Source organism: Accumulibacter sp. (assembly GCF_032229525.1).
Lineage (GTDB): Bacteria > Pseudomonadota > Gammaproteobacteria > Burkholderiales > Rhodocyclaceae > Accumulibacter.
Map to the genome: position 1 here is coordinate 1 of NZ_JAVTWB010000260.1, position 4,098 is coordinate 4,098.

General features: G+C 61.9%; 3 protein-coding genes. All 3 read right to left on the reverse strand.

The genetic code is table 11. The annotated features are described in order from the left end of the window. Positions 1-114 precede the first annotated feature (114 nt). Entirely contained in the window at positions 115-1,143 is a 1,029-nt protein-coding gene (tsaD, locus tag RUW20_RS20635; RefSeq protein WP_313954096.1) for a tRNA (adenosine(37)-N6)-threonylcarbamoyltransferase complex transferase subunit TsaD, read from the reverse strand. A gap of 156 nt (positions 1,144-1,299) precedes the next feature. Continuing rightward, positions 1,300-3,096 carry a Na/Pi cotransporter family protein gene (locus RUW20_RS20640; RefSeq protein ID WP_313954097.1) on the reverse strand — a complete coding sequence of 599 codons (1,797 nt, stop codon included), beginning with the start codon at positions 3,094-3,096 and terminating at the stop codon, positions 1,300-1,302. A 28-nt stretch (positions 3,097-3,124) separates the two neighbouring features. Next, on the reverse strand, positions 3,125-3,628 hold the full coding sequence (locus RUW20_RS20645) for a universal stress protein (RefSeq protein WP_313954098.1): 504 nt from the start codon (positions 3,626-3,628) through the stop codon (positions 3,125-3,127). Between the last annotated feature and the right edge of the window lie 470 nt (positions 3,629-4,098).

Below are 4,098 nucleotides of genomic sequence, written 5' to 3' on the forward strand. Positions count from 1 at the left end.
GGCTCTGGTCGGCAAGCACTGGCAGAACCTGCAACGCCTGATGGCCGGCACCGAGTCCAAGATCGGATCGAAGAACAAGGCGCAGGCGAACAGCCCGAGGCCGGCAAAAGCCCGCTAGGCGCAGCTGAGGGGCCAGCGCGGCCGCACGGCGAAAGCACCAGCACCACCAGCCGGATTGCTAATATTGCCCGCCTGCAGACGCAAGGCGCCGGTCAGGGCGATCATCGCGCCGTTGTCGGTACAAAATTCGAACTCGGGATAGAAAACCGCAATTCCCGCTTCTTCGGCTCGCTGATCAAGCTGTCGCCGTAGTTCCCGGTTGGCGCCGACGCCACCAGCAACGACCAGCTGCTCGAGGCCGCTGCTCGCCACCGCGCGCAGCGCCTTGCTGACCAGGACTTCGACGATCGCGTCCTGGAATCCCCGCGCGATGTCCGCCCGCTGCTGCTCGCTGATCGTCGCCAGTTCGCGCACCTTGGTCAGCACGGCCGTTTTCAGACCACTGAAACTGAAATTCAGATCGCCCGATTTAAGCATTGGCCGTGGCAGCTTCACCAGATCTGGACGACCGCGTTCGGCCAGCTCGGCCAGCGCCGCACCGCCAGGGTAGCCCAGACCGAGCAGCTTGGCGGTCTTGTCGAAAGCTTCACCAGCGGCATCATCCAGCGTTTCACCCATCAACCCGTACTCACCGACGCCCGTCACGCGCATCAGCTGACTATGCCCACCCGAAACGAGCAAGGCGACGAAGGGAAAGCGCGGCGGCGTCGGCGACAGCAGCGGCGACAGCAGGTGGCCTTCAAGGTGGTGGACCGGCACACTGGGCACATCGAGGGCAGTGGCCAGTGCTTCGGCGAACGCGGCGCCGACCAGCAAGGCACCCGCCAGACCCGGCCCCTGCGTGTAGGCAACGGCATCGATCTCGGCCAGCGAGCGGCCACTGTCGGCGAGCACCTTGCGCAGCAGCGGTACGACGCGCCGGATATGATCGCGCGAGGCAAGTTCGGGCACCACGCCGCCATAGTCCTGGTGCATGCGCACCTGCGAGTGCAGGGCGTGCGCGAGCAGGACGCCGCCAGCCAAAGTGCTGTACAGCGCCAACCCTGTTTCGTCACATGAGGATTCGATTCCGAGAACCAGCATCGCGCCATTTTACCCCGGCCGACACCGGCGACGCAGTGTCATGGACCATCGCGGGCATTGGCATCGTCAAGCAAGCGGCGCGGTTGCGCAACAAAAACCGGCCCCCGCCGCCGCCAAGCGGGCAGGGGCCGGTATGAACAGTGCAAACCCTGGCTGCTAGCGCTGCTGCAGAACCGCCGGCAGGACAGTCTTGGCCATACGTTTGGCGAAGTAGTAGATACGCTTCTGCTTCTCGATGATCTCGACTTCCAGGGTGTAGGCCGCGATGCGATTGGGTTCCTCGGCCACCAGCCGGCGCGCCTCGTGCGTCGCTGCAGAATCGGCAATCCGGTTGATCTCGTCCTTCATGCCAGTGACCACCTGCGCCGAACGCTCGTTGCGCTGCGCAACCGCCATCACCGCTGCCGCAACGGCTTTGCTGATCGCGGCCTGGAAGCCATTGAGCACCTGCTGCGTCGCCTCGCTAACCTGGATCTTGTCGCGGATGCGATCGTGCCCGAGCACCACCAGATTGGTCTCGACGATGTCACCGATGTTCTCCAGGTTACTGACCGCCTCCATCAACTGCATCAGCTCCTTGGTCTGCTCTTCAAGCAGTGGCTGTTTGCTGATCTTGGCGAGGTAGTCGAGGATTCCGGCGTGCAGGATATCGACCGCGTCGTCCATCTGGCGAATCTCTTCCAGAGCCTTGGCGTCGCCCTTGATGATTGCCGGCATGATCCCCTTGAGCATCGCGTTGACCGTCTCGCCCATGTGCATCACTTCCATGCGCACACTGTCCAGCGCCAGCGACGGCGTGGTCAACAGCTCCTCCTGCAGGAACTTGGTGCGAACGATCATTGCTTCCTCTTCGAGCGGCTTGTCAGGCACCAGCCATTCCGCAGCCCGTGCGATGAAAGTGGTGAACCAGATGAAGATGCAGCCGTTGGCGACGTTGAAGAAAGTGTGCGCGTTGGCGATCTGACGCGGTGTCTCGGCAGAGAGAAGCTCGATACCACTGAGCTCGGGGTAGGCTGGCGACATCCAGAGAACCGCACTCTTGATGATGTAGATAAACGGCAGCCACATCAAAACACCGGTAGTCGCCAGCCCGGTATGCACCACGGCACAGCGAATCGCCTCGCGTGGTTTGCCGATCGCCGCCAGCAGCGCGGTCACGCAGGTACCAATGTTGGCGCCCATGACCAGCGGGATACCCGCATCCAGGCTGATGAAACCTTGCGAGGCCATGACGATGACGATCGCGGTGGTGGCCGACGATGACTGGATCAGCGCCGTAAAAAGCGCGGAAACGATCACCGCTACTACCGGGTTGGTCATCGTCTGCATCATGTCCAGGAAGGGCTGGTAGCTACGCAGCGGATGCATTGCCTCGCCCATCACGTGCATGCCGAAGAACACCAGACCGAGACCCATCAGCATGCCACCGTAACTCTTGATCTTCTCGTTCTTGGACAGGAAGAGCATGCCGAAGCCACCGGCGACCATCGCCAGAGCCGCCTTGGTAATCTTGAAGGCGACGATCTGACCGGTGATGGTGGTACCAATCTTGGCCCCGATGATGACGCCGACCGACTGCGGCAAGGACATCAGCCCGGCCGAGATGAAGCCAACCAGCAGAACGGTGGTCACCGACGACGACTGGATCACCGCCGTGACCAAAGCGCCGGTTCCCAGGCCAGCGAAGCGGTTGACGGTCAGCTTGGCGAGGATGCTCTTCATTCGCTCGCCGGCCACGGCCTTCAGCGCCACTTCCATCTGCACCATGCCGTAGAGGAATAGCGCCAGGCCGCCAAGCAACTCCATCGTCATGCCGCCCCAGTTCATCTCGGCATCGCCCCCGGTCGCCGCCAGCACCGGCCAGGCGATGACGCCCAGGACAGAACCCATGATGGCCAGCGCGACCAGCGCGCCGGTATTGGCGGGAAGTTCTTTCAGATAGGTGTTGAGCATAGGTGAAGCCTCCTCCGGTCGTTTCGACTCAATGTTTTGCTTGTTCTTTGACGATGGTCACCGGCAGCTTGGCCAAGCCAAGCACCTGCTCGGCGACGGAACCCAGCAGCAGGTGCCGCAATCCCGTTGCACCCTTGCTACCCATGACGACCATGCTGGCGTTCTCTTTCTCTACCACCTGCAGAATCCGCGTCACCGGTATTCCCTTGACCAGCAGCTTCTCGGCATGGTGCAGGGCGTGCCGCTCGGGATACCGCTTTTGCACCGCCACCATGAAGTCGTCGAGCATTTCGCCGGCGATGTCTGCCATTCGCGTGAGCGTCTTCTTGCTCGCCATCTTGGCGTAGTAGCCGGGCATGTTCTGCGGATCATGCACCACGTGCAGGACGACGAGCTTGGCCCCCAGACCATCGGCAAGATCGCTGGCCAACAGCAGTGCTGCCTCGGAATACGACGAGAAGTCGATCGGCACGAGAATCGGTCCCCGGCTCGGGCCGGGCGCCCGTGAAGCGTCTTGTTTCTTGTCAACCATGCGCAGAATCTCCTGTTTGGTGGAAACGAGCTTACGCAGTCTCCGGCGTGGAACTCAGACCAACATCGCGTAACGCCACGACGGGCGGCCCGGCAGCCACGACGCCTGGCCATTCAGCAAACCCGTGGCCGGATCCCGGCAACACAGATCAGTGGCCAGCCGACTTCGGGTGTTCGTTGTTGGCACGCTGCAAGCGAGCCAACGCAAGAATACAATAGTTTGTTGTCTTATTCCGTGGTTTTCGTGCGTCTTTCTGGTCCGCGATGCGCACGCCTAGCGAAAAATGGATCTGCAGCGGCTTACAAGACTTGTTTCATTGACCTATTGCGCCTATCCTTGCCAATTTTGCGTCCCGGCATCAGATCGACGACAAGCCGACTGAGCGGAAGGTGGCGCGGTGCGATCCGGCACGCCGAGCTTGACCATCGGCCGGCCAACTTTTCCTGGGGCGGGGGCATTTCATGGAGTGG